This window comes from Butyricimonas faecalis (genome assembly GCF_003991565.1).
GTDB classification, from domain to species: Bacteria; Bacteroidota; Bacteroidia; order Bacteroidales; family Marinifilaceae; genus Butyricimonas; species Butyricimonas faecalis.
Window position 1 is genome coordinate 651200 of the sequence record NZ_CP032819.1, and the last position, 26082, is coordinate 677281.

25 protein-coding genes are annotated in these 26082 nt (G+C 42.7%); 9 read left to right on the forward strand and 16 right to left on the reverse strand.

Annotation, left to right across the window (positions count from 1 at the left end; all coding sequences use genetic code 11):
• Nucleotides 1-7 precede the first annotated feature (7 nt).
• The 4 genes from D8S85_RS02715 to D8S85_RS02730 all read right to left on the reverse strand — a co-directional run bounded on the left by D8S85_RS02715 (nt 8) and on the right by D8S85_RS02730 (nt 5900).
• Nucleotides 8-2197: a patatin-like phospholipase family protein gene (locus D8S85_RS02715; RefSeq protein WP_106624724.1), complete on the reverse strand. Its 2190-nt coding sequence runs from the start codon at nt 2195-2197 to the stop codon at nt 8-10.
• A 209-nt stretch (nt 2198-2406) separates the two neighbouring features.
• Nucleotides 2407-4530 carry a S9 family peptidase gene (locus tag D8S85_RS02720; protein ID WP_106624725.1) on the reverse strand — a complete coding sequence of 708 codons (2124 nt, stop codon included), beginning with the start codon at nt 4528-4530 and terminating at the stop codon, nt 2407-2409.
• A 22-nt stretch (nt 4531-4552) separates the two neighbouring features.
• Nucleotides 4553-5320, reverse strand: a complete 768-nt coding sequence (locus tag D8S85_RS02725; RefSeq protein WP_106624726.1) for an amidohydrolase — start codon at nt 5318-5320, stop codon at nt 4553-4555.
• A gap of 31 nt (nt 5321-5351) precedes the next feature.
• A complete protein-coding gene (locus D8S85_RS02730) occupies nt 5352-5900 on the reverse strand; it encodes a 1-acyl-sn-glycerol-3-phosphate acyltransferase (protein WP_106624727.1) in 549 nt (182 codons plus the stop codon).
• 194 nt (nt 5901-6094) lie between these two features.
• On the opposite strand from D8S85_RS02730, the gene rplU reads away from it, so the two are divergent.
• From rplU to ruvC, 5 genes are all read left to right on the forward strand, one after another.
• Nucleotides 6095-6406 (forward strand): 50S ribosomal protein L21, encoded by a 312-nt coding sequence (rplU, locus tag D8S85_RS02735; RefSeq protein WP_027200098.1) that lies wholly within the window; start codon nt 6095-6097, stop codon nt 6404-6406.
• A 32-nt stretch (nt 6407-6438) separates the two neighbouring features.
• On the forward strand, nt 6439-6699 hold the full coding sequence (gene rpmA / locus D8S85_RS02740; protein ID WP_106624728.1) for a 50S ribosomal protein L27: 261 nt from the start codon (nt 6439-6441) through the stop codon (nt 6697-6699).
• Nucleotides 6700-6837: 138 nt separating this feature from the next.
• Complete coding sequence (gene serS, locus D8S85_RS02745; protein WP_106624729.1) at nt 6838-8112, forward strand: serine--tRNA ligase; 1275 nt, start codon at nt 6838-6840, stop codon at nt 8110-8112.
• Between the two features lie 75 nt (nt 8113-8187).
• A complete protein-coding gene (locus tag D8S85_RS02750; protein ID WP_106624730.1) occupies nt 8188-8493 on the forward strand; it encodes a DUF4286 family protein in 306 nt (101 codons plus the stop codon).
• Between the two features lie 49 nt (nt 8494-8542).
• Entirely contained in the window at nt 8543-9097 is a 555-nt protein-coding gene (gene ruvC, locus D8S85_RS02755; RefSeq protein WP_087420425.1) for a crossover junction endodeoxyribonuclease RuvC, read from the forward strand.
• A gap of 124 nt (nt 9098-9221) precedes the next feature.
• Here ruvC and D8S85_RS02760 read toward each other — a convergent pair whose 3' ends face one another.
• Nucleotides 9222-10910, reverse strand: a complete 1689-nt coding sequence (locus tag D8S85_RS02760; protein ID WP_228423330.1) for a tetratricopeptide repeat protein — start codon at nt 10908-10910, stop codon at nt 9222-9224.
• 146 nt (nt 10911-11056) lie between these two features.
• Here D8S85_RS02760 and D8S85_RS02765 point away from each other — a divergent pair, with 146 nt between their 5' ends.
• Both D8S85_RS02765 and D8S85_RS02770 read left to right on the forward strand, forming a co-directional pair.
• Nucleotides 11057-11872 (forward strand): glycerol acyltransferase, encoded by an 816-nt coding sequence (locus D8S85_RS02765; protein WP_106624731.1) that lies wholly within the window; start codon nt 11057-11059, stop codon nt 11870-11872.
• Between the two features lie 13 nt (nt 11873-11885).
• Nucleotides 11886-12839 carry a GNAT family N-acetyltransferase gene (locus D8S85_RS02770; protein ID WP_127074769.1) on the forward strand — a complete coding sequence of 318 codons (954 nt, stop codon included), beginning with the start codon at nt 11886-11888 and terminating at the stop codon, nt 12837-12839.
• Here the strand turns inward: D8S85_RS02770 and D8S85_RS02775 are convergent, their stop codons facing one another.
• The 10 genes from D8S85_RS02775 to D8S85_RS02820 all read right to left on the reverse strand — a co-directional run bounded on the left by D8S85_RS02775 (nt 12840) and on the right by D8S85_RS02820 (nt 22238).
• A complete protein-coding gene (locus tag D8S85_RS02775; protein ID WP_106624733.1) occupies nt 12840-13454 on the reverse strand; it encodes a LysE family translocator in 615 nt (204 codons plus the stop codon).
• Nucleotides 13455-13552: 98 nt separating this feature from the next.
• A complete protein-coding gene (locus D8S85_RS02780; protein WP_106624734.1) occupies nt 13553-14893 on the reverse strand; it encodes a PhoH family protein in 1341 nt (446 codons plus the stop codon).
• A 72-nt stretch (nt 14894-14965) separates the two neighbouring features.
• Nucleotides 14966-16345: a signal peptidase I gene (gene lepB / locus D8S85_RS02785; RefSeq protein ID WP_106624735.1), complete on the reverse strand. Its 1380-nt coding sequence runs from the start codon at nt 16343-16345 to the stop codon at nt 14966-14968.
• Nucleotides 16346-16464: 119 nt separating this feature from the next.
• Complete coding sequence (gene dapB, locus D8S85_RS02790) at nt 16465-17196, reverse strand: 4-hydroxy-tetrahydrodipicolinate reductase (RefSeq protein ID WP_106624736.1); 732 nt, start codon at nt 17194-17196, stop codon at nt 16465-16467.
• 101 nt (nt 17197-17297) lie between these two features.
• A complete protein-coding gene (gene rplT, locus D8S85_RS02795; RefSeq protein ID WP_027200086.1) occupies nt 17298-17651 on the reverse strand; it encodes a 50S ribosomal protein L20 in 354 nt (117 codons plus the stop codon).
• A gap of 86 nt (nt 17652-17737) precedes the next feature.
• Nucleotides 17738-17932, reverse strand: coding sequence for a 50S ribosomal protein L35 (gene rpmI / locus D8S85_RS02800; RefSeq protein ID WP_106624738.1), 195 nt, complete (start codon nt 17930-17932; stop codon nt 17738-17740).
• Between the two features lie 157 nt (nt 17933-18089).
• On the reverse strand, nt 18090-18623 hold the full coding sequence (gene infC, locus D8S85_RS02805; protein WP_106624739.1) for a translation initiation factor IF-3: 534 nt from the start codon (nt 18621-18623) through the stop codon (nt 18090-18092).
• Between the two features lie 32 nt (nt 18624-18655).
• On the reverse strand, nt 18656-20608 hold the full coding sequence (gene thrS / locus D8S85_RS02810; RefSeq protein ID WP_106624740.1) for a threonine--tRNA ligase: 1953 nt from the start codon (nt 20606-20608) through the stop codon (nt 18656-18658).
• Between the two features lie 555 nt (nt 20609-21163).
• Nucleotides 21164-21799 (reverse strand): redox-sensing transcriptional repressor Rex, encoded by a 636-nt coding sequence (locus D8S85_RS02815; protein ID WP_106624741.1) that lies wholly within the window; start codon nt 21797-21799, stop codon nt 21164-21166.
• Nucleotides 21800-21863: 64 nt separating this feature from the next.
• Complete coding sequence (locus D8S85_RS02820; RefSeq protein ID WP_106624742.1) at nt 21864-22238, reverse strand: bactofilin family protein; 375 nt, start codon at nt 22236-22238, stop codon at nt 21864-21866.
• A 380-nt stretch (nt 22239-22618) separates the two neighbouring features.
• Here D8S85_RS02820 and D8S85_RS02825 point away from each other — a divergent pair, with 380 nt between their 5' ends.
• The gene (locus D8S85_RS02825) at nt 22619-23893 is read left to right on the forward strand and encodes a bifunctional folylpolyglutamate synthase/dihydrofolate synthase (RefSeq protein WP_106624743.1); all 1275 of its coding nucleotides are present in this window, start codon (nt 22619-22621) and stop codon (nt 23891-23893) included.
• Between the two features lie 84 nt (nt 23894-23977).
• Here D8S85_RS02825 and D8S85_RS02830 read toward each other — a convergent pair whose 3' ends face one another.
• On the reverse strand, nt 23978-24403 hold the full coding sequence (locus D8S85_RS02830) for an META domain-containing protein (protein WP_228423331.1): 426 nt from the start codon (nt 24401-24403) through the stop codon (nt 23978-23980).
• A gap of 282 nt (nt 24404-24685) precedes the next feature.
• Here D8S85_RS02830 and D8S85_RS02835 point away from each other — a divergent pair, with 282 nt between their 5' ends.
• Complete coding sequence (locus tag D8S85_RS02835) at nt 24686-26041, forward strand: Na(+)-translocating NADH-quinone reductase subunit A (protein WP_106624745.1); 1356 nt, start codon at nt 24686-24688, stop codon at nt 26039-26041.
• Nucleotides 26042-26082: the final 41 nt, after the last annotated feature.

Below are 26082 nucleotides of genomic sequence, written 5' to 3' on the forward strand. Positions count from 1 at the left end.
CACTTTTCTAAAAATAATATCCCAAATTAAAATAAAAGCCCAGCTTCTTTGACCAATCGGAAAGACTGAACACGAAATCAATCGGTCCCACGATACTATCGTATGAATATCCGACACCTCCACCCCAAATATCATTGCCACCCAATATATCAAAGAAGTTGGCCTCTTGTTTCGCGTAATTTCCGGCCAGAGAAACATAATGGTTACGACCGATATTATATCTTACCTTGACTTTGGCCACCATGAGTGAATTATCAAATATCTCCAGATGTTGAATTCCCAAGAAAGGTAACTGTTGATCGACATACCTCCCGGCTACATCCCCTCCCATGCAATTCAAATAAGGATAGGGAACACCATGTCCCACCAGCACTCGTCCGTAGATCGACGGGATAAATTTCACTCGACGGGTGATGGATAGCACAGACTCGAAATCCAGCCCGATGGCAGAGAAGGGGGCTCCATCATTATAAGTAATCAAGTTATCCGTGTACAAGGAATAATCCACTTTCAGCGACATTCCCCGTGTCGGATAATAGCGTTTATCGAAGGTTTCCAAGTGTGCCAGTCCATAATAACTAAAGAACCCTTCCGGTTTCACGGAGATATTATGATCTTTGTCCGAGAAGAGGAATGAATCGTAATTGTAATACTCGTAACGAAGACCCAATTGTAATTTGAAGTTACGGAAATAAATATCAGAACCTCCCAGGTTTATCCGATGAACCCCGTAATCCACGTTATCCGTTTTCTTTCCCTTGGTATAAATATCCAGGTTGTTGTACTTGAACATGTATTCCAATTCAAAACGCCGCAGGAAAGTATTTCCCAGCGAATAGTTCAACTTCACATAGGGATTCATGCTCAAACGTCCGGTCAGGGAAAGCCGCGAACCTCTCAAATCCTTGTGTGTAAGCGTGGTATTCAACAAAATAGCTGCCATTTCCTCTGAATCAAACCGGAAACCCAGGTTCAAAGAACTCATTGATTTTTGTTTCAGTATCAATTCCAAATCATACACCGGACCACCGCTAAGCCTGTAACTTACGCTCGAAAATGCCCCGATCCCGTATAATTCAGCAATTGCCTCGTGCAGATCGTCCAACGTGATTTGGCTATAATCTTTTATCCGTATCTTTTTCCGTAACCACTTCTCATCTCGTTCATTAATTCCTGACAAATGAACGCGTGCCACCCGTATCGTATCATTCTTGATAATGATATCTTCAGATACTTTTTTGGGTTGGAAACTTTCTGCAAGTCCCAGCTCTTTCTTTAATTGCATCAATTCATCCCATTGACTCCGAGCCACATCCTCCCCTCGCAGGATCAGCGTGTCGATAGCACTTGACGAGAAACTGGCTGCCGAATAAGGGGTAACATCCGGCTTGATGTAGATGTTTACCATCTTTTTATTTTCTTCGTACTTCTGTATACCCAGAAAAGAGGTCATCTGGTCAAGAATTCCCATCACAGATTCCAGTCCGGAAGCATTTTTCAGCTCGGCCTGCACATCCACCCCGATAATTATATCGGCACCCATCGCTTTAGCTATATCCACCGGGAAATTATTGGAAATTCCTCCATCCACCAATACCATACTATCCTGTCGTACGGGAGCAAAAGCCCCCGGAATGGCCATACTCGCACGCATAGCCAAGGGCAACACTCCGTAATCCTGTATCACCTCCTTACCATCCACCAAATTACTCGCCACGCAGGCAAAAGGAATAGGTAATTTCTTAAAATCCAACGAATCATGGTAACCGATGGTCAAGTCCGAGAATAGATTGTAAACATTCTGCCCACTGATAAATCCCGATGGAATTTTGATTTCCCGGTTATTCTTTATCGGCACGGAAACCAAATACTTTTCCGTTTCCTCTTTCTCAGAGAAGGGGAGATTATAACGATATACTTTATCACTCAACAGGAACATCCAGTCCTGCCTTCTTACCAAGCAATCCATCGCGTGCGCATCGTATCCGATCGCATACAACGCCCCGACAAGGGACCCCATACTTGTCCCTGCAATGTAATCAATCGGGATCCCGGCTTCCTCCAACACCTTCAATACACCGATATGTGCCACGCCTTTCGCCCCCCCACCACTCAACACTAACCCGACCTTTTTCCGTTGTCCTTGAGCATCTAAAATGACAAATAAAACAAGAAGAAAAACAAAAATTCGTTTCATAGATTTCAGAATTTAAATTTAAGAGGTTAGAATCAAAAAAAAATACTATTCTTCTCGCTCTAAACTTCCCAAAAATACAAAATTCCCACAATATTAGCAACTGCCTTCAAAAACTAAAAGTCGAAAAAAAACTCTCCCTTCTAGCTCTGAAGTGCTAGAGGGAGAGTTGATAATATCAACAGGACTTTTCAGCCCCTCTTCATTTTCAATTACTTCAAATAATCCTCGAAATAATTCGTCACTTTTTGCATTAAATGAATCCGATCCCGTCCCATCACGTTATGCTCGGCACACGGGTAAGGGAAGTAATCCACTTGCACGTTGTTCTTGATACACTCCCGGATAAAGCTCAAACTTTGTTCCCAAACCACAACCGGATCAACGGCTCCCTGACAAATCAACAACTTCCCTTTCAAGTCTTTTGCCTTGGCGATCAAGCTCGTTTTAGCATATCCTTCCGGATTTTCCTGCGGGGTATCCATGTAACGCTCCCCGTACATCACTTCATACCATTTCCAATCGATCACAGGCCCCCCGGCAACGGCTACTTTATAGATATCGGGATAATTGGTGATCAATGAAATCGTCATGAAACCACCGTAACTCCAACCGTGAACCCCGATACGGTTCGCATCTACCCATGGGAAAGATTTCAACCACTCGATTCCCTTCACTTGATCCTTCATTTCAACTTGACCACACTGGCGATGAATAATATCCTCGAATGCCTTACCGCGATTCGGCGTACCGTGATTATCAATCACGAACACCACGTAACCATGTTGAGCCATGTACATCTCCCACGTCCGCAATAAAGCGTTCCACGTATTGGTCACTAATTGTGCATGAGGTCCCCCGTACACGTAATGAATCACCGGATATTTCTTGTTTGGATCAAAATCCATCGGTTTGATCAAACGATAGTATAAATCACTACCATCATCCGCTTTAATCGAACCCAACGTGATCTCCCCGAAGTTATAATCCTTATTCGGATTCTCCACTTCCTGCAAACGACGTACTACTTTACCGGCATTTGTTGTCAAATCCACGTTACGAGGTACTTTAATACTGCTATAATTATCTATAAAATAAGCACAGTCGCCACTCATCGTGATATTGTGCCATCCCTCTTCCGTTGTCAGACGGTTTTTCTTTCCGCTTTTCACCTCTACCCTGAAAAGTTGTTTCTCTACCGGAGAGATTTCTGATGAAAGGTAATACACGTATTTTCCGGCAGCATCAGCAGCAACGAATACCACATCGGCATCCACATCTGTCAAACGACGAATTAATTTACCATTCACGTCATGCAGGTAAAGATTCATGAAACCATCCCGGTTATTCGTAGAGTAGATAAATTGTTTCGGATTGTTAGCCAAAAACACCAGCCCGCTTTGCGGTTCCACGTAAGTATTGGACTTTTCCTCGAATAAGGTAGCAATGAATTTACCTGTTGACGCATCATATTTATTCAAACGCATATGGTTCTGTCCCCGATTTAGCACCTGAATATATACCATATCAGACTCCGGGGCCCAAGTAATTCCCGTCAAGTACTGCTCCCGGCCAAAATCATTCACATCCAAGAAAATCGTCTTGGCAGAAGCGATATCATAAACACCAAGACTTACCAGCTCGGATTTCATGCCCGCCATCGGGTACTTGATCTCCTTCAATTCACCCGTACGAGTATTGATGTCCAACAACGGGAAATTAGTCACTTGACTCTCGTCCTTACGGTAAAATCCCAATTTCTTCCCATCCGGAGACCAAAAGATACCTCCCGTGATTCCAAATTCATTCCGGCTAACCACCTGTCCGTTCACGATATTCTTATCCTCGTCCGCGGTAACGGTATAACTATTTCCACGCTCATCCATGTAATACAAGTTGTTACCGATCGTGTAAGCATACCTGTTGCTTGCTTTAGAATAAGTTTCGTTAGCTGCCCCTTTCGGGAAAGTAAATTTCTGTTTCACCTGCTTCTTTACTACATCAATGTGATAAACAGTTCCCTGGCGAGCGATTACCAGCGTATTGGCATCCAACCAAGAAAAATTTGGGAATCCTTTTAATTCGGCACCCAATATTTTGTTCAGTTCCGCCACCGTGAGTAATACCTTTTTTTCACCTTTATCGACAGATTCACTCATCAAACCTTCCCGATCCAGATAGGTCAACTGATTCTTGTCGCCTTGCCATTGAATATACTTAGACCGGGGATACAAATGATATCCCATCACGGCCTCTTCCATGGTTAAAACCTTCTTTTGTGCACTCAAATCGAACATCATACTTAATCCGATTATTGCCAAAAACATCCTTTTCATGCTTTACTTTTAGCTGTTATTATTAATCTTCAATTGTAAATTCATCCCGATCTTCCAACACGGGAAACTTCCGTCGAAATTCCCGTAAAGCCTTCAAATCAATATTCACCTGTTTCACCTCGTCGGCAAAAGGTTCACAAGCAGCCAGTACCTCCCCTTTGGGAGAGATCACCGCCGAATCGCCGGAATAATTCAATCCTACCCCATCTTCGCCTACGCGATTCACCCCGACCACGTAACATTGATTTTCTATTGCTCTGGCCATCAATAATATCTGCCACGGTTGTCTTCTCGCCTCCGGCCAATTAGCCACGTACACGGCCAAGTCATACGCACCCGTGTTACGGCTCCACACGGGAAAACGTAAATCGTAACAAATGAATGGAGCGATTCTGACCCCTTGATAATCAAACACCAACAATTCATTCCCTGCCGTAAAATGCTCTTTTTCCTCTCCCATCGTGAACAAATGTTTCTTGTCATAATGCAAGATTTTACCATCCGGGAAAGCCGCCAGCAAACGGTTGTAATAATGTTCATCTTCGAAATAAGCAGTCGATCCCATAATCAAGGCATCCTTTTCCCTGGCCCATTCTTGCATACACTGGTAAATAGCCTCGTAAAAAGGTGTCACCCGTTCTTTCCCCTTCATGGTAAACCCCGAAGCAAACATCTCGGGTAGAACGATCACATTCGCTCCTTCTATCGCCGCTATCCGCTTGTTAAAAAGTTTCAAGTTCACCGGCACATTCTCCCATTCCAGGTGTGCCTGTACGATCGCAACATTCATATATACTATATTATTATGTAACTAATTTCGTTTAATCGCCCGCGGAAAAGTTTTCCGGATGACGCGGGTTCACATCCTTATAAGTTGACATGATGTATTTTAAATCCGCATCGGGATCACCTGTCGGTTCAAACCGAGGTCCCCACGTACAATATTTATCCTTGTAATCAATACGCCCCAGATATACCGGAACCCCAGCCTCCTTGGCAATCACCAGAAATCCCTTTTTCCATTTTTTCCGTTTTTTCCGGCTTCCCTCCGGGGTTATGGTCAAATACATAACATCCCGCTTTTTGAATTCTTCCACCATCCTCTCCACGATATGATTCTCCTTGTTTCCTCGATCAACGGGAATCACGTTCAATGCTTTCAAAATCGGTCCTAACGGAAAAAAGAAAAATTCTTTCTTCATCAAAATATAAGTAGGAATCCCTTGACTTATAAAAGTCAGCTTTCCCCAGATAAAATCCATAACAGAAGTATGCGGTACGGATATGACTACCGCCTTTTTATCCGTGGGCAAACCTCCCCTAAGTTTCCACCCGAACATCTTCAATATCAGCCGTGCAATATGTTTCATAACCATTCTGTTTTCTGAAATTCCGTCAAAGTTAGTGTTTTTTGAGGAAAGATAAAATTATTGATAAAACTTCGGTAAACTATTGGTTCATACAAAAACAATTACTACTTTTGCCGAGCGAAAATTTAACCTCAGGGGTATAACAAGTGGAGAAATCCCACCCCACGGTATTAACTTAATAATGAAATAGAACAATGTACGCAATTGTAGAAATCGCAGGACAACAATTCAAAGTTGAAAAAGACCGTAAAGTCTATGTTCACAGACTGACTGCAGAAGAAGGCGCTCAAGTTGAATTCGACAAGGTGCTTTTAGTAGACAACGAAGGTGACATCAAAATCGGAACTCCGGTTGTAGAAGGAGCTAAAGTTACGGCAAAGGTATTATCTCACGTGAAAGCTGACAAAGTGATAGTTTTCAAGAAAAAGAGAAGAAAAGGATATTGTAAGAAAAACGGTCATCGTCAATGTATGACTCAGATTCAAATCGAAGCTATCAACGCTTAATTTATTTTGTAACTTCTAAAATTTAAAACGATATGGCACACAAGAAAGGAGTCGGTAGCTCTAAGAACGGTCGTGAATCAGAAAGTAAACGATTAGGAGTAAAGGTATTTGGCGGACAATTTGCTAAAGCAGGTAATATCATCGTTCGTCAAAGAGGAACAGTACACAACCCGGGATTAAATGTGGGTATGGGTAGAGATCACACCTTATTTGCATTGATCGACGGAAAAGTTGTTTTCAGAAAAAAACAAAACAACAAATCTTACGTTTCTATTGAGGCTATCGCTGAATAAGTAGAAAAATGAACATATTTAAGCTCCTGTCCTTACAAAGTACAGGAGTTTTTTTTATTTTTACGCCTCGAAACAAGAACATCAATGTTCCCGTTTCGATGATTTAAAATTGAAAGCTAAAATTTAAAATTACCAGAGATGCTAAACCTTAAATTTATTCAGGAAAACAAAGACACGGTCATTCGGAGATTAGCCGTAAAAAACTTTGATGCCAAGGAATTAGTTGAGAAAATTATTGCTCTCGATAACGAGAGAAAAAATTTACAAAAAGAATCGGATAACAAACAATCCGAAATGAATAGCATCTCCAAAGAAATCGGCTCCTTGATGAAAGCCGGAAAAAAAGAGGAAGCCGAACAAGCACGGGCTAACACAACCCGTCTGAAAGAAGAGATTGCAGCTTTGACTGCCCGACATAATAGCACTCAGAATGAGTTGAACTCACTGATTGTCCGTTTACCGAATTTACCACACGAATCCGTACCTCCCGGAAAGAGCGATGCGGACAACGTGATTGTAAAGATCTGCGATAACGTGCCTGCCCATGAAGAAGGCCAACTGCCCCACTGGGAATTGGCGAAAAAGTATCAGTTGATCGATTTCGAGGTAGGCGTGAAGATCACGGGTGCCGGATTCCCTGTCTACAAAGGTTTGGGAGCCCGTCTACAAAGAGCCTTAATCTATTTCTTCTTGGAAGAAAACATCAAAGCAGGCTACCAAGAAGTCATGCCCCCGCTTGTTGTCAATGAAGATTCAGGTTTCGGCACCGGTCAGTTGCCCGATAAAGACGGCCAGATGTACTACGTGAACGAAGATAAGCTATACCTTATCCCCACGGCAGAAGTGCCCGTCACCAACCTTTACCGGGACATGATCGTGGATGCCGATCAGTTGCCAATCAAAAATACGGCCTACTCCGCTTGTTTCCGCCGGGAAGCCGGATCATACGGGAAAGACGTACGCGGGTTGAACCGTCTGCACCAGTTCGACAAAGTTGAAATCGTGCAAATCACCCGTCCGGAAATATCTTACGAGGCTCTTGACGACATGGTAAAACACGTGGAAGGATTACTCATTAAGTTAGGTTTACCCTATCGTATCGTACGCCTGTGCGGTGGTGATCTGAGTTTTACCTCTGCCCTAACCTTCGATTTCGAAGTATATTCAAAAGCACAAGATCGTTGGCTGGAAGTAAGCTCTGTTTCCAATTTCGAAGAGTATCAGGCAAACCGACTGAAACTGCGTTTCCGAGATAAAGGAGACAAGAAAACAACAATGGCACACACTCTGAATGGTAGCGCTTTGGCATTACCGAGAATCGTGGCCGCATTGTTGGAAAACAACCAGACACCGGAAGGGATCCGGATCCCGGATGTACTCCGCGGATTCATGGGTGTTGACTATATAAAATAAAAACTGAAAACTAAAAGATAAAAGTTAATCCTCCACGGATCTTTTATCTTTTAGTTTTTAACTTTTAGATTTAACATGCGATTTATATACAACACCACATTCAGTATTGACGAAAACATTGCAGAGGAGTTCATTCAAGTCGTTCAAGGCGGCTACATCGCTTATCTTAAAAGCAAAAATCTTTGTAATGACATCCTATTTACCCGTGTCATGATTCGCGAAGGAGAAGGATTATCTCTATCCTTGCAACTCATATTTCCCTCTGCCGAAGAATACACGATCTTCATCGAAGTCTACAAGGATAGATTGCTACACATGCTGGTAGATGTGTTCGGAGAGAACCTCTTATATTTCAGCACGACACTCGAAGAAATCGAATAAATTGACATTCAGGCAGATTTTCGCTATATTTATAAACTAAAACAGATCAATGGAAAAACTAATCATGGGGATAGACCCCGGTACAAACTTCATGGGATATGCAATTCTTAAAACAACCGGGAAGAATTGTAAACCGGAACTTGTCGTGTCGGGAGTCGTTGACATGAAAAAAATGACCGATCCGTATCTCAAACTGCAAAGAGTATTCCAACGCACGCTGCAAGTCATTGACTCTTACCACCCGGACGAACTGGCCATCGAATCGCAATTCTACGGTAAAAACATCCAGTCCATGTTAAAACTCGGACGGGCACAAGGGGTCGCCATTGCTGCCGCTCTACAACGGAATATCCCCATTTTCGAATATGCCCCGAAAAAAATCAAAATGAGCATCACGGGCACAGGAGAAGCTTCCAAAGAACAGATTGCCCTTCTGCTAGGCAAATTCATGACAATACCGACCACCATTTCCACCTTGGACGAAACGGATGCCATCGCCATCGCCTATTGCCACCACCTACAAGGCAACCTGCCTACCACGGGAAACCCCAAATGCAAGGATTGGGGTGACTTCATCAAACAAAATCCGGATAAGGTTTTGTAAAACAATAAATTGTTTTACAAAGTTACAAGTTATGACAAACTTGTAACCAATTAACTTGTAACCTGTAACAAATCGGGCCATAGCTCCCGCTACGGCCCGATTCAACATGCAAAGTCAAACAATTTTAATCAACAATATTCAAATAAATACTTTCTTGAGCGTAAGGATAAAATTCTTTATCAGTACTTGCCATTCCTTTCAATTGCGGGTCAAGTTGTATCGCTTTTTGTAAAGCGCTAGCCATCGTCTGTACATCTTTCACTCTTGCCGCAGCCACGGCCATCATATAATATTCATACCCTTCCGTCAAATTCAACTTCTTCAATGTCTCCAGGGCAGCCCGATTATCATTAGCCATCAACTGAGCATAAGCCAAGTTCACGTTCGGCATCGTTTTCAAGTAAGGAATAGCCTTATTGTACTCTTTATTTTTCAATAACAATATCCCCAAGTTGTACTTCGCCTCCTTCTTTATAGAAGCTTTCGTGTACATATCTTTAGCTTGAGTATTATTCCCTTCATTTTGATAAACAATTCCAAGATTGTTCATCACTTCCGGTTTTTGATTAATTACAACTGCCGATTCCAGTAATTTTTTAGCTTTTCTATAATCCTTGTTCCGGATAGCGATAACGGCCAAATCATTCAGCAAGTTTACATCCGTACGAGCAGATAAAACAGAAGTCTCTTGTAATTGAGGCACGTAATAAGTCGTCACTTGATCCTCCACTTGCGTCACTTCAGGCACGGTATAAAAAATATAGAAATCAGCCCGCCGCAAGGTCGGAAGAATCACATCTTTCAATTCCGGTACCGTCTTAATATATGATTCCAACACGGCATCCCGTTTCTTCAAATTCGGGGCATTCTGCAAATCTTTCACCATTTGCGCCTTATTCTTCAAGTTGGAATCATTCAACAACATATACAGCCCTTCCCAATTCTCGCTCACCTTGTTGGAAACGATAAATTTAGCATTCTTTGCCATCGGTGTGTTAGCCAATCCCAAATCTTTCATGAAATAAGCCTTGGCCGTATTGAAACGATTCGTGGTCAAGTTCTTGTTCAGCCTTTCCGGTCCCTCCGGAGAACTGGAAACGTACATCAACATATTAGTAATCTTGGCATTCTTTTCAGCCAATATTTTCTTCATCTCTTGAGCAGCCTGCGTCATGACAGACGACTTTCGTTGTGCATCCGTGATCACGGATTTAGATAACGGGAATAACACGTACCCGCTAATAATTCCCACACCCGTGGACGGAACATCTTTCACGAAAGTTTCGGTAAACAAAGGAATTGCATCCGGATTATCCGGTAGAGAATACATGTATGTTTTCCATTCCTTCACCCCGTTCGTATTCAATATAGCCGGAGTAAACTCAACGGTTTTATTCCCCATGATCGCCTCAATATCAGCGATAAGTACCCCTTTTTGCATACCGTCACGATAAGGGAATGACAAATTGTATGTACCTAGCGTATTCCCCTTGTATTCCACCACCGGATAATCGGTTCCCTTCACCTTCACTCCTTGAAAATAAAGCGGTCCCATCGCTTCTTCCCCACCGGGATATTGCATTTTAGGAGTCACTTTCAAGATTAACTTTTTATAAAATTGCTTCGGGGCAAAAGCAATATTATAATTAAAATTCACTGCCCCATCCACCGCAGTCAACTGCTGAGGAGAAACTTTCCCCACAATGGCCGTTTCGATGGCCTCTCTCTCCAACTTCTTCATGGTATTACACCCCACCATCAAGAAAGAGAGCATCAAAATAACTCCACTCGTTATCAACGATAATTTTCTCATAGTTCTCTTTTTTTGCGTTTAACTTATTCTATCCATTAAAAATGTTCATATTTTTCAATTCATATCCTCTCTAACGAATTTTATTGAATAAGGTTTTTTATCTTTGCCAAAAGTTTTAAAACAAGGAGATTCAATTCACATTTATTATGGAAGAAACTGTTAAACCGATATACATTGAACAGCTTTTTAAAAGTAAGAATCCCAAATTGGCCCGCTGGATTCCGAAATTCGTTTATTCATTTTTAAAACGTGTCATCTGCCAAGACCAGATCAACGACTTCATCTCTAAATACGGGGATCGGAAAGGTTTGGATTTTGCCGAAGGCATCTTGGAATATCTTGATATTTCTTACATTATCGAAGGTAAAGAAAATTTACCGGACCCCAACGGACGTTATATCTTCGCGGCCAATCACGCTTTGGGAGGACCGGATGGTATCATCCTGATCTCTTTCTTGGGGAAAATATATAAAAAACTGAAATTCCCGGTAAATGATTTACTGATGAATCTCAAAAATCTTAATAACATCTTTTTACCGGTTAACAAACACGGGGCCTTAGCCAAGGAAGCCGCGGTTGACTTGGAAAACGCCTTTGCCTCCGATGCCCAGGTCATCACCTTCCCTGCCGGAATGGTAAGCCGCAAAATTAAAGGCGTGGTGAAAGATTTGGAATGGCAAAAAAGTTTCGTGGTAAAAGCCGTTAAATACCAGCGGGACATCATTCCGATACGAGTAAAAGCGGAAAATTCAAAATTCTTTTATAATTTAGCAAACTTTCGTACCAAAATAGGACTAAAAGTAAATCTCGAAATGATGTATCTTCCCAAAGAAACATTCAACAAAAAAGGTTCAACATTTACTCTGATTATCGGAAAACCTATTAAATGGGAAACGCTGGATAAAAGCAAGACACCGAAAGAATGGGCGGAAGAAATAAAGAACATTGTCTACCAATTATAGATCTACATAAACTATGCAACCAGTTATCTATCCTGTAAATAAAGCGAAATTATTAGCAGAACTAACAGAAGAAAGATTCATTCGTAAAACCAACAAGGGAGGAAACGAAATTTACTCGTTTAACGCTTTCAACAGTCCTAACTTGATGAAAGAAGTAGGCAGGTTACGGGAATTAACTTTCAGAACAGCCGGAGGGGGTACAGGAAAAGAGGTTGATATTGACCCGTTTGACGTTGACGAACAGGTTCCCTACCAGCAATTAATCGTGTGGGACCCGAAAGAACAAGAAATTCTAGGCGGCTACCGGTATATTCTATGCGATAACCTTCCTTTAAATCAAGAAGGAGAACCCAACCTGGCCACCACCGAACTTTTCCGTTTCTCCGAGACATTCAAAAAGCAATATCTCCCTAAAATGATCGAACTGGGACGTTCTTTCGTACAACCTTTGTACCAGTCTACAAAAATGGGACGCAAGTCCCTGTTCGCCTTAGATAACTTGTGGGACGGACTGGGAGCCCTTACCGTGGAAAATCCGAACATGGAATATTTCTTCGGGAAAGTAACCATGTACACCAGCTTCAACATCGAAGCGCGCGACATGATTTTATTCTTTATGCGAAAGTACTTTAAGGATACAGAAAAACTTGTCGAACCGATTACTCCGCTGGAAATTCATATCGATGACAATAAACTCGGAAAAATACTTTGCGGGAATAACTATGACGAAGATTACCGTATTCTTTCCCGCTATGTCAGGGAACATGGAGAAAACATCCCCCCCCTGGTAAATGCCTACATGAGCCTGTCGCCTTCCATGAAAACCTTTGGGACGGCCATAAATTCAGGCTTTGGCGGTGTGGAAGAAACAGCTATTCTGATCAAGATTGCAGATGTGTACGAAACCAAAAAAGCCCGTCACATCTCGACATACATTCCTCGAATACTGCGGTTAAGAAAATTTTAATCAGACGACCACAAAGATTAAACTGATTCCGATGACAAAATAAACCAACGACTCGATGATATGCATAATCAACGAGAAATGAACATTTTGCATCAACCGACGAGACAAACGATCTGCCAGCAAAGCTATCAAAGAGAAGATAACAATAGCTTGCGCCATAAAAAGCAACCCCAGCACCAGTAACTCTCCTGCCGGATTCTCCGCGGCAGGACTTACAAACTGGGGGAAAAACGCGATAAAAAACAACAATACTTTCGGATTCAGAATATTCATCAGAATCCCCTTGCGGTACAGCTTATACTCCACCCCGGCAACCGTTGGTAAAGCCAGTGAATTTTCCTTCCGGTGGATAAATGATTTCACACCCAAATAGATCAAGTAAGCCGCCCCCATGTACTTCAGCACGCTAAATGCCACCGGAGAATTATACAGGATCCAAGAAAGCCCCAGGCTTACAGCCGCGGTATGGGCGATTAACCCCGTACACAGACCGCAAGCGAAAATAATCCCCGCCTTCTTTCCCCGGGTAATACTTTGCGTGATCACGAATAAAATATCCGGCCCCGGCATCAGGGTCAATAATATGGCTGCACTTAGAAAACCCAGTATATTCACTTGAAAAAGCTAAAAGTTAAAAACTAGTTTAGACTAAAAGATAAAAGCTAATAGTCCTAATCATTGAACTCTTAGCTTTTATCTTTTAGTCCTTATTTCTACAACAAGTTACTTGCCACCTCTGCCAAATAACTTCTCTCCCCTTTTTCCAAATGCACGTGGGCAAAAATATCCTGTCCCTGCATTCGATCAAACAAGTGTGACAAACCATTCGACTGTCTGTCCAAGTAAGGAGAGTCAATCTGGTCAATATCCCCCGTGAACACCATCTTCACGCCCTCTCCCGCACGGGTGATAATCGTCTTAACCTCATGCGGCGTAAGATTCTGCGCTTCATCCACGATGAAAAAGACGTTTGACAAACTCCGTCCCCTGATATAAGCCAGCGCGGAAATCACCAGACGTTCGTCTTTCAACATATCCTCGATCAGCCGGTTCTCCGAGCTATGCATATTATAACGATGCTTAATCACGGCCAGATTATCAAACAAGGGCTGCATATACGGACTAACCTTCTCGTTCACATCCCCCGGCAAATACCCCAAATCCTTATTTGACAAAGCCACGATCGGACGTGCCAGGTAAATCTGTTCGAACGCCTTATTCTGTTGCAATGCCGCGGCCAAAGCCAGCAACGTCTTTCCCGTTCCGGCCTTACCGCTTAAGGCAACCAACGATATATTCGGGTTCATCAACGCGTCCAATGCAAACGCCTGCTCCGAATTCTTCGGGTAAATACCGAAAGTATTTAACTTCTCTACCTTCCGTACTACTTTCCGAACCGGATCGTAACAAGCCAACACCGAATTACTACCATTCTTTAATATATAATAATTGTTGCCTTTTATCTCTTCTTTCGGGAAGAACGTTTCCACGGGAACTCCCGCTTCACCGCTCTCGTAAAGCTTGGCGATCAGCTCTTGAGAAAAATCCTCTTTTGTCTCTATACACTTGTTCAGCGACACCTCCAGATCTTTCACCTGATCGGTCTTGTAATCCTCGGCCAAAATACCCAGAGACCTCGCCTTCATCCTCAAGTTCATATCTTTCGACACCAGAATGACCTTTTCCCCTTTTCTCTTCTCTGTTACATATTCGGCAATGGCCAATATCCGATGATCGGGTATATCTTCGCTAAAAGAGTCATTCATCTTGGGGGAGAACGGGACACCCGTCTGGATAAACAAACGCCCCCGTCCCTTACCTAGCGGGGCTCCTTTTTCAAAAAAATCCGATCCGGAAATCTGATCCAATTCCCTGACAAACTCACGGGCATGATAATTAATCTGGTCATTCCCGCGTTTAAACTTATCTAATTCCTCCAATACCGTGATTGGAATAACAATATCATTATCCTCGAAATTATAGATGGATCTGTAATCGTGTAAAATCACATTCGTATCTAATACAAATGTTTTCTTATTCTTCGTTTTAGCCATAATGTAATTTTTAAAAACAATGACAAGTTACAAAATATAATAACAAAAAAAGCGGCTCACGCCGCTTTTTTTTTAATGTATAAACCGGAACAACCTGTTCCAACGTATCTTACCCAAGAAAGATTTATCCTTATCCAAAGAAAGCCAGATAAAATAAGCCTTCCCGACAATATGATCCTCCGGAACGAAGCCCCAGTAACGGGAGTCGGCCGAATTATGACGGTTGTCCCCCATCATCCAGAAGTAATCCATCTTGAAAGTATACTTATCTGCCGGGGAGCCGTTAATATATATTACAGAATCCTTTACCTCCAGCTTATTCTCCTCGTATGCCCCGATAATACGGTCATAAAGCGGTAAATTCTCCAACGTCAGATCGATCGTTTCCCCTTTCTTCGGGATCGGTAGCGGTCCGAAATCATCACGGGTCCACGGGTAATTCGGGCTATACGGGAATATCAGTCTGTCCTCCTCTTCACGAGTCACCGACAGGACATTCGACATCTTCTTGATCTTCTCCACCATCTCAACCGTCAAAGGCAACACGTAACAATTATTTCCCCTATAACCGCTATTAATATCCTCCATGGAAACACCCATCTCCTGCAACTTCACCCTATTAAACGGTGCATTCACGATAATATCATAATTATATTGCATCTTATCATTGTCCTCCAACTTCTTCCCGTTCACGTAAAGCACGGCATCTTTCATTTCCAGGACATCACCCGGCATCCCGACGCATCGCTTGATATAATTCTCCCGTTTATCCACCGGACGAGCGATAATCTCATTCTCCCGCCAGATTTTTTTACGAGCGATAGACCAAGCTTCCTCCGGGGTTACACTCAATCCCTGCTCCCATGCTGCATCCTGAACATCAGGCAGCTTTCCTCTGATTTGCGAATAGTAATCCGGGTTCTCCCTTCCAACGACAACCGTATCCCCCGCCGGGAAATTAAACACGACAATATCCTCTCGTTTGACCTCTCCCAACCCGGCAATCCGTTTGTAGGGCCATTGTATCAAGTCCGAATAAGCCTTCGTTGACTGGGTGAAAGGCAAGGTATGATGAGTGAACGGTACTGACAACGGGGTATTAGGCAATTTCGGCCCGTAAGCCACCTTGCTCACGAAAAGATAATCCCCGACCAACATGGACTTTTCCATAGAGGAAGTCGGGATCGTGTACGCCTCGAAGAAAAACATCCGGATCAATGTAGCCGCGATAATTGCAAAAATCAAAGCATCAATCCATTCCACCGCCTTGCTCTGTTTTTCCACTCCTTTTTTCTTCCAGAAAGCCCAGTGTACCTTCTTCGTGATATAAATATCAAACAGGACAGGCACGCCTAACAACAGCCACCAACTCCCGATCCATAACGTCCAAAGCAGGTACACGAAAAGCATACACCCGAATTTAAACCATCTATTTGTCAATATCCTACTCATATTATTTCTTGATTTATGATTTTAGATTTTAGATTCCAACCGAACAAGACCAACACTTCTTTCATTCTAAATTCTAAATTTTAAATTTTAAATTTCAAACTAAATTCAACTTTTATCTTTTAGTTTTCATCTTTTATCTTAATCAGGTCCTCCATTCCAAACATCCCCTTTTTCCCCATCAAAAACTCCGCTGCCATCACAGCCCCTTGGGCAAAACCATCCCGGGAATAAGCGGAATGATATATCTGAATTTCATCCACGCCCGATTTATACGTTACCGAGTGAATCCCCGGAACCTCACCCTCTCTTTTAGCTTTCACGGGCAACTCTCCCGCTTCCACCTTCCCCTCGTCCAACACCCAAGACGTGTATTCCGGATGCTCTTTCAAAATATCTTTTGCCAAAGTAAGCGCTGTCCCACTGGGGGCATCCAGCTTATGAATATGATGGGTTTCCTCGACAGAAACTTTATAATCGGCAAATCGAGCCATCGTCCGTGCCAGCCACCGATTCAGATGAAAAAATATATTCACCCCGATACTATAATTGGACGCGTAAAAGAAGCCTCCCCCCAGTTGCTCGCGCGACATCATCACCTCGTCCCATCTTTCCAACCATCCCGTCGTGCCGGACACCACCGGAACATGATTACGGAAACACCAATTATAATTATCGACTGCCACGACCGGGGTTGTGAATTCAATCGCGACATCCGCTTGTTTCAACTGATCATCCGTACACGTTGCCCGGTTATTCTCATCCACGATCAACACGACTTCATGCCCTCGCGCCCGAGCCAAACGCTCTATCGCTTTTCCCATTTTCCCGTATCCAAGTAATGCAATCTTCATTCTATTAATTAAAAAAAATAATGTATCACTATTTTACAAAGATAATATTTAAAAATAAAAAAGGCCACCCGAGGGCAGCCTTTTCTGATATTTTATAATTACTAAGCTAACTCTTTCACTTTCGCAACGATCGCTTTGAAAGCTTCCGGTTGATTCATGGCCAAATCAGCCAGAACTTTACGGTTCATGTTTACCTCAGCTTTATGAACTAAGCCCATAAACTTAGAGTAAGACAAACCTTCCATTCTAACCGCAGCGTTAATTCTCTGAATCCACAACGCTCTAAATTCTGATTTTTTCTTCTTTCTGTCACGGTACGCGTACGTTAAGCCTTTTTCATACGTGTTTTTGGCAACCGTCCAGACATTTTTTCTTGCACCAAAGTTACCTCTGGTTTGACTTAACACCTTTTTTCTACGTGCTCTTGAAGCAACGGCATTTTTAGCTCTTGGCATAATCTTTTGTTTTTTGAATGTTAGCGCCCCTCAAGGAACTTAACTGGCATAACATCCCGGTTAATTACTGTTTTTTTTTAAATTTCTTAGATACAAAGCATTTTTCTCACAGTTGCATCGTTAGCAATGTCAACGATAGACGTATGAGTCAAATTTCTTTTTCTCTTGGTTGCTTTCTTGGTCAGAATATGACTTTTAAAAGCATGTTTTCTCTTAATCTTCCCGGTAGCAGTCAAAGAAAATCTTTTCTTTGCACTACTTACACTCTTCATCTTTGGCATTTGTTCTAATTTTAATTTGTTTCAGAATATATGTAATTATAAAATACCTTATTAATTTTAGATTTAATGATTTTAGATTTCAGATTGAAACATTCCATGATTTTGAATACAGAAACCGATTCATTCCAAATTCCAAATTTTAAATGCTAAACTTTCACTATTTTTTCGGGGCGATAACCACGATCATCTTCTTCCCTTCAAGCATGGGCGCGGATTCCAACTTCCCGTAATCTTCCAACGCGTTGACAAAGCGTTCCAACAAGTCAGCCCCTTGATCTTTAAACAGAATCGAACGACCCTTGAAGAACACGTAAGCTCTCACCTTCGCACCTTCTTGCAGGAACCCGATCGCGTGTTTCAACTTGAAATTGAAATCATGATCATCTGTCTGAGGCCCGAAACGGATCTCCTTTACAACGACTTTCACGCTCTTGGCTTTAATCTCTTTCTGCTTTTTCTTCAACTGATACAGGAACTTGCTGTAATCAATGATCCTGCATACAGGTGGATCGGCATTGGGGGATATCTCTACCAGATCAGCTCCGGCAGCTTCAGCCATGGCTAAAGCTTCTTTTAAAGAATAAACACCCGCTTCTACATTTTCACCAACAACTCTCACAGAAGCAGCCCGAATTTGCTCGTTCACTCTGTGCTGTGGCTTGTCATTTTGACCTCTGCCCCTAATTTCCATTGTTCTTGCTATAATTAATCCTCCTTTTATTATTATTCATTGTAGATAGAGTTCAACTGAGCCTCTACCTCTTTATTTATCATTTCAGCAAACTCTTCCGTTGTCATCGATCCTTTATCTCCCTCCCCTTGACGACGAACAGAAACTTTATTCTCGTTCATTTCCTGCTCACCGACAATCAACATGTAAGGAATCTTTTTCAACTCGTTATCACGTATCTTACGACCAATCTTTTCGTTACGATCGTCTAAAACGGTGCGAATGTCGGAATTATTTAAGAAATTTACAACTTTTTGAGCATAATCGTTGTATTTTTCACTGATCGGGAGCACCACGACCTGATCCGGCGTCAACCACAACGGGAATTTTCCACCCGTATGCTCGATCAGCACGGCCACGAAACGCTCCATACTTCCGAACGGCGCCCGGTGAATCATAACCGGACGATGCTTCTGGTTATCGGCACCCGTGAATTCCAAGTCGAAACGTTCCGGCAAATTGTAATCCACTTGAATCGTTCCCAACTGCCATTTCCGACCGATAGCATCCTTCACCATGAAATCCAGCTTCGGTCCATAGAAAGCAGCCTCACCCAACTCTACCGTCGTTTTCAATCCTTTCTCGGCAGCAGCCTCGATAATAGCACTCTCGGCCTTCTCCCAGTTTTCGTCGGTTCCGATGTATTTTTCCTTGTTATTCGGGTCTCTCAAAGAAACCTGCGCGGTGAAATTATCGAAACTCAACGCTTTGAATATCGTGAAAATAATATCGATCACTTTCTTGAACTCCTCTTTCAACTGATCGGGCGTACAGAACAAATGGGCATCATCCTGCGTGAACCCGCGCACCCTTGTCAACCCGTGCAATTCCCCGCTCTGCTCGTAACGATACACCGTACCGAACTCGGCAAAACGCACCGGAAGATCCTTGTACGACCGCGGTTTGAACTTGTACATCTCGCAATGGTGCGGGCAGTTCATCGGTTTCAACATGAACTCCTCGCCTTCCTGCGGGGTCGTGATTACCTGGAAACTATCTTTACCGTACTTCTGGAAATGTCCTGAAGTCTTGTACAAATTCACGTTACCGATATGCGGCGTGATCACCTGCTGGTAACCGTATTTCTTTTGCACTTTACGCAAGAAAGCCTCCAGACGATCTCTCAACATGGCACCCTTCGGCAACCACATCGGGAGTCCCGAACCAACCGCTTGCGAGAACATGAACAACTCCATCTCCTTACCGATCTTGCGATGATCGCGTTGTTTGGCCTCCTCCATCATCACCAACCACTCGTCCAACATTTTCTGTTTCGGGAAAGTAATTCCGTATATACGGGTTAACATCTTGTTGTGTTCATTCCCCCTCCAGTAAGCCCCCGCAACAGAAGTCAACTTGATAGCCTTGATATAGGATGTATTAGGCAAATGCGGTCCGCGGCACAAATCCGTGAAATCACCTTGACGGTAATACGTGATTGTCCCGTCTTCCAAATCGTTGATTAACTCTACCTTATATGTCTCGTTGAGCGATGAAAAATGATTCAACGCCTCTTGCTTACTAACGTCTATCCTGCAATATTCCTCGTTCTTTCTTGCCAATTCCAACATCTTCTTCTCGATCTCCGCCAAATCTTTCTCTTGGATAGCAACACCTTCTCCCGGGTCCACGTCATAGTAGAAACCATTTTCAATAGCCGGACCGATACCGAACTTGATATTCGGGTAAATAGCCTGCAAAGCTTCTGCCATAAGGTGTGCAGATGAGTGCCAGAAAGCATGGCGTCCCTCTTCATCGTCCCATGTATATAGCTTAATCTCGGAGTCTGTTGTTATACCGCGCGTCAAATCCCACGTGACGCCATTTACGGATATAGACAACACTTCCTTAGCCAGCTTATGGCTAATCGACTTAGCTATGTCCATGCCGGTAACCCCGGACTCGAACTCTTTTACATTCCCATCGGGAAATTTAATCTTTACCATTCTGCTTTCTTTTAGTTATTACTCTTTGTAATTTACGAACTGCAAAACTATAAAAAAACATCGGGATATCAAAGAAAAAGCCCGGCTTAAACATGCCCTTTGCCTTGAAAAAGAATCCGACACCATGTATGCCCCGAAACACCCCCATTTCATCTTTAACAAATACAAATAAATGCTATCTTATATCTATTTCATTGCCTTCATATTGCCACCCGCTCCCATTCCGCTCCCATTCTCCTCCCATTCCGCTCCTATTCCTATTGAAAAAATATTAAAATATAATATATTCTATATACAAGCTGATTCATCTATGATACCAAGCAAATACATGGAATATAGGAATTTGATTTATAACATCCTATACAACAGGGATCATCTTCGTCTAAAACAAGGCGACACGTAGAGGTTAGCACGGGAGGGTAAAACCACCTGGTAATCAACCCCCTCCTTGCTAGTAAAGATAAAAAAGTAAACGTAAAAAAGCACCGGTTCGTGCAACTGGAATCTAAAATCTGGAATCTAAAATCTAAAATTTAACATCTGAAATTAATAAAGCTATTCCTGCCCGTGCAATTTATTGAATAAAATGGCCAAGTTCGTGTATATTGTCGTGTTTTGCACGGCGATATGGGCAGGAACCTTGATCCGGGCCGGGGTAAAGTTCCAAATAGCCTTGATTCCCCAAGCAACCATTAAATCGGCCACATTTTGGGCACATTCGGCCGGAACGGTAATAATACCTATCGCCACGTTACATTCTCCCGGCATACCCCGGAACTGGTCCACGTGAAAAATTTCGACATCATTAATCTTTGTTCCGATTTTAGACTTGTCCACGTCGAAAGCCTTCTGTATATTCAACCCGAAATTCCTTAATCCCTTATCCTGCAGCAAGGCACACCCTAGTGAACCTGCCCCGACCAGAAAGGCATTATTAATTTTATTGAAACCAAGAAAGTCATCCAGTATCTCCACGAAATTATCCACCTCGTAACCGACACGAGTTTTCCCGGAGATACCGGTATGTGATAAATCTTTCGTCACTTGCGTGGCGTCTATTTCCATGTATTCAGCAATTCTTGTCGATGAAACGTATTTCTCCCCCTGTTTTTGCAATGTTTTCACGAAAGAAAGATACGCGGGCATCCGCCTCAAAACAGGAACTGGAACAATTTTACTATCATTAGCCATATAACGTTCTAAAATTTCTGCAAAGTTATATCTTTTCGGCGAGATTCGACACAAAGAATTTGCATTATTTCTTATCTGTTGTTTCCGGACGAACAACTGTTTTGGCTGACGCGACCATATAACATTCCCCGTTAAACACGGCCCCGGCCTCAACAAGCATCGTTGTCGTGGAAATCGTTCCCTTCACGTTTGATTTTGCCCTTAACACGACAATACCGGTCGAGACGATATCCCCCTCCACGTTTCCATACACGTTGATATTCGGAGAATTAACTTTTCCCTTAACACGAGAAGAAGGCCCGAGGATCAAACGCCCATCAGTACGAACCGTCCCGACTAGCGAGCCGTCTATCCGTATGTCTCTTGGCGTTTGAATATCACCCTCCACGACAGCACCTTCACTCAAAAGATTCAAGATTGCCTGTACATCTTTTTCCATATTTCTATTTCATTTTTTATTCCAACAATTAGCATGTTTTCTTACCATGACATCGTAATTCCGGGTCTAAAGTTAGCGAAATTCCATCAGATACATATATCATTTTCACCGACATACACACGTTATTTACTTCATTTTCCATGCTCTCCCAATAGAATACATGAAAAGAATATACCGTACAGCCTATATCTCTAAAATTCATTTCACGCTCGTACGCGATAAAAGTTACATGTTTATTATGTATTATTAACTTTTCATTTCTTTAATGCCTTCTCTTTTTCACTAAAAAGAAATATCAAAGTCCGGACTTACACCCACCGTATATTTTTACTATTTTTGCCCGCTCAATAAGATGAACCAGTTTATTTAAAAGAACATACATGAATTACAAGGAAACATTAGAATGGCTGTTTGCCCAACTTCCCATGTATCAGAGAGAAGGCAAGGCCGCGTACAAAGCCAATTTGGATAATACGTTAAAACTGGACGAACACTTCGGTTCCCCGCACAAGCAATTCAAAACGATCCACGTGGGAGGTACGAATGGCAAGGGGTCCGTGTCTCACATGTTGGCTTCCATTTTACAGGAAGCCGGGTATAAAACCGGACTGTACACGTCCCCGCATTTGAAAGATTTCCGGGAACGTATCAAAATAAACGGGGAGATGATCACGGAAGAATACGTGATCCATTTCGTGGAAGAGAACAAATCGTTTTTCGCCGAAATCAAACCTTCCTTTTTCGAAATGACGGTAGCCATGGCTTTCCAATATTTCGCAGAGCAACAGGTTGATATCGCTGTTATTGAAGTAGGGCTTGGGGGACGGTTGGACTCCACGAATATCATTACCCCCCTGGCCTCGGTGGTCACGAATATTTCATTCGATCACATGGCTCTTCTCGGTGACACGTTGGAAAAAATCGCACGCGAGAAAGCCGGGATCATCAAACCCGGTATCCCCGCTATCATCGGGACGAAAGATGCCTCCAGTGATTTTGTTTTCATTGAAAAAGCAAAAGAATGCGGAAGTCCCCTTGAATTCGCGTCCGAAAACTGGCAAGTAACACGGGATGACAAGAATGTTTACCGGTTGGAGAACAAAAACGGGGTCGTGTTTGCCCCCGTGCAAGCAGACTTGAAGGGGCTTTATCAACGAAAAAATATTCCGGCCGTTCTGGAAACTATTCTAACCCTCAGGAACAATGGTTTGCATATTTCCGATCAAAACGTGTATGACGGTATTGCCAACACCATTCGCAACACGGGACTGCTTGGACGCTGGCAGGAATTATCACAAGCGCCTTACACGGTATGCGACACGGGGCATAACATCGACGGACTGACCGAGATTGTCGCGCAACTAAAAACCTGCACGTACGAAAAACTTCATTTCGTGATCGGTATGGTAAATGATAAGGACGTGGACAGCGTGTTGCATATTCTGCCCAAAGATGCTATCTATTATTTCTGCAAAGCCTCTATCCCCAGGGCCATGGACGAAAAGATTTTAGCCGAGAAAGCCCGGGCAAATCATCTTCACGGGACAACCTTCCCGACCGTCGCGGCAGCCTATCAAGCAGCCCGCGATGCTGCCGGCGAGCGGGATATGATATATATCGGGGGAAGTACCTTTGTTGTAGCGGAAGTGATTTAAAATAAGGTCATAAAGAAAAGAGTGTCAAAATCAGTTTGACACTCTTTCTTTAACTACACGAAAAATCAAACTATAAACTTTATCTTATTCCTTTTCAGGCGTTTCTTTTTGCGCTTTGAATACCGCGATCACGTTATTATTATCTTTCAGCGTCAACTTATCATTCTTGATGATAAAACTCTTCGTATCTTCCAGCACCTTGAAAAAACTGGTTTCAATATCCATATCAGGACAAGCCATCCGGGTCGCTCCCATCCCGCTAAAAGTTAATTGCGATTCATTTTGCTCGTAAGTACCAAAAAAACGATTACATCCGGCCCTTCCAAATACTTTCTTATTATCGCTTTCAAGCGTGATGAAGACCTCGCTTCCCCTTTCTTTGAACTTAATTTCTTTTCCGTTCAAACTCTCCGCTACCCATTTCACCCCGGTCAGAGAAACACTCTCTTTTGCCGATTTGCACGAAGCCATCCATATTGTTAGTAGACAACAAAAAAATATTCCTTTCATAATTCAATCTCTATTTTTGGATAATTAGTAGTCATTCGTTTTCTTACTCTTGTTAGCAAATACTATGCCAAAAAGCCATGTACTCAACCATTGCCACCTCATTCAAAGATTCATTTGTTTGAAAAAAACGTACCGTGAAAAAAAACAACTAAAGGGACGAATTAACCTTTGAATTACTGAATAAATTCAATAATTGATTATATATTTGCACGTATTTTTAAAATGAATAATTATAGGGTAAATTAGAAATAATTATCTACATATCAAAAACATAATAGAACAATGTCCAAGGTTATAAAACTGAAAAAGGGCCTTGATATCAAGTTAAAAGGAGAAGCAGAGAATCTGGTAAAAAGCATTGAGAAATGTGATTTTTACGCGGTCAAACCGACAGACTTTCGTCTACTTACCCCCAAACTTGCAGTAAAGGCAGGCGATCAAGTGAAAGCGGGCGACGTGTTGTTTATCAACAAGTACAGGCCCGAAGTCAAATTCACATCACCTGTTAGCGGTACAGTCGAAGCCGTGAACAGAGGAGAGAGAAGAAAATTACTGGAAGTCGTGGTTAAAGCGGATGCCCAGATCCAATACAAAGATTTTGGAGCCGCCGACGTGAACAAACTTTCCAGGGAGGAAATCATCGAAAAATTGCTTGACAGTGGCGTATGGCCCATGATCAAACAACGTCCGTACGACATCATCGCGAACCCGGCCGATATGCCGAAAGCGATATTCGTGTCCGGTTTTGATTCCGCACCTCTCGCTCCGGATTTTGACATTACTCTTACAGATGAGTTGGCCGCGCTTCAATCCGGAATCGATTGCTTAAACAAGTTAGGCGGTAAAAACGTGAACTTAAACTTGAAAGAAGGTACGCCGTCATCGTCCGTGTTCACCAAGCTGAAAAACGTGGAGGTAAATTACTTCGCGGGACCGCATCCGGCTGGGAATGCAGGAATCCAGATACACCACTTGAACCCGATCAATAAAGGAGAGATCGTTTGGGTGGTAAATGCCATGGATCTTGCCATTATCGGGCGATTATTTATTTCCGGTAAATTCGATGCCCGCAAGACGATCGCTCTGGTGGGGTCGGAAGTTGAAAAGCCCGCTTATTACAAGACTATTTTAGGTGCAAACATCGGTTGCATCGTGAACGGGAAACTGAAGAACCAAGTTCATCAACGTATTATTTCCGGTAATGTACTCACGGGTTACAAGGTTAGCGAAGAGAATTATCTCGGATACTATAATAACATGGTAACGGTTATTCCCGAAGGAGATCATTACGAATTTTTGGGCTGGGCCGCTCCCGGGTTCAATAAATTCTCCATATCAAAAACGTTCCCCTCTTTCTTATGCCCGAAGAAGAAATACACCCTTGATGCCAATTATCACGGGGAAGAGAGAGCTTTCGTGGTGACAGGCCAATACGAGAAAGTCCTTCCCATGGACATTCTTCCCGTTTACCTGCTGAAAGCCGTACTGGCAGAGGATTTGGACAAGATGGAACAACTCGGAATGTACGAGGTTGTCCCGGAAGATATGGCTTTATGCGAGTTCGTTTGTACCTCTAAAACCCCGGTACAGGAGATCCTGGAAAAAGGTATAGAGTTAATGATAAAAGAACTAAGCTAATTTTAAATTGCAAATTTTAAATTGTCAACTCCTTGATGGAA